This window comes from Mesorhizobium sp. P2_F8 (assembly GCF_056403655.1).
In genome coordinates, this window is sequence record NZ_JBFUFB010000117.1 from 1 (window position 1) to 809 (window position 809).

The window sequence follows — 809 nt, forward strand, 5'->3', positions numbered from 1 at the left end:
ACCCGAGAGGCTGCAGCATGTTCCTGCGATCCGGCAGCGTTGCGTCGGCGGTCTGGCGATGGCGGCCTGAGTTCTTGTCCATCTGCCGCATCCGGGGCCATTCCCGTTTCATGTCGCCTTTGTAGACGACCGCCTGCTTTGTGCGGTCAACCCCCGTCGGGGGTACACTCGGCGAATATTCAGGAAAATTCGATTTCTGTTTTTTGTCCGCGGACAGGCGAAGGGCCTGCCCGCACTTTTTCGGCAAATAGAATTTTCCAGAATTTTCGCCGAGATGACCGCAGCAGGACGGCCCTCTCCTTTGGCGCCATCGGGAATGGTCCCGATGCAACCGAAGGAGAACTACCATGGCCACCACGATCGCAAACCTCACCACCAAGGCCGACGGCTCGATGGAAGGGGTCTTCGCCACGCTCCGGGTCCACGCCCCGATCACCCTCATCCCGAATACCAACAAGTCGCGCGAGGACGCCCCCGACTACCGGATCGTCAACAAGCGCACGGGCTTCGAGATCGGAGCCGGCTGGCACCGCATCTCCCAGCGTTCGGGCGAGGAATACCTCTCGGTCAAGCTGGAAGCCCCGGAGATCGGCGTCATCTTCGGCAATCTCGCTCCCGCCCCGGGTGGCGAGGAAAACAAGAAGGTCATCCTCTGGAACAACCCCCAGTGAGGCATCGGTGGCCGGCCCCGCAAGGGGCCGGCTCCCCACCGGCAAWAGGAGGTTGCAATGAGCCGCTACACCATCACTGTCACTGGCACCGTCACCGGACAGGGCCGCTCGGACCCAGACGCCGTCATCGGCTACGAT

At 62.4% G+C, this 809-nt stretch carries 1 protein-coding gene and 1 pseudogene; one reads left to right on the plus strand and one right to left on the minus strand.

Features of this window, described 5'->3' with window-relative positions; all coding sequences use genetic code 11:
- A pseudogene (locus tag AC1DZP_RS36290) lies at window positions 1–247 on the minus strand (hypothetical protein); the annotation flags it as partial.
- Between the two features lie 100 nt (window positions 248–347).
- Here AC1DZP_RS36290 and AC1DZP_RS36295 point away from each other — a divergent pair.
- Complete coding sequence (locus AC1DZP_RS36295) at window positions 348–671, plus strand: DUF736 domain-containing protein (RefSeq protein WP_477309176.1); 324 nt, start codon at window positions 348–350, stop codon at window positions 669–671.
- Window positions 672–809: the final 138 nt, after the last annotated feature.

Coding starts and splice junctions, on each gene's coding strand:
- AC1DZP_RS36295 (WP_477309176.1), top strand. CDS start 348: ATGGCCACCACGATCGCAAACCTCACCACCAAGGCCGACGGCTCGATG.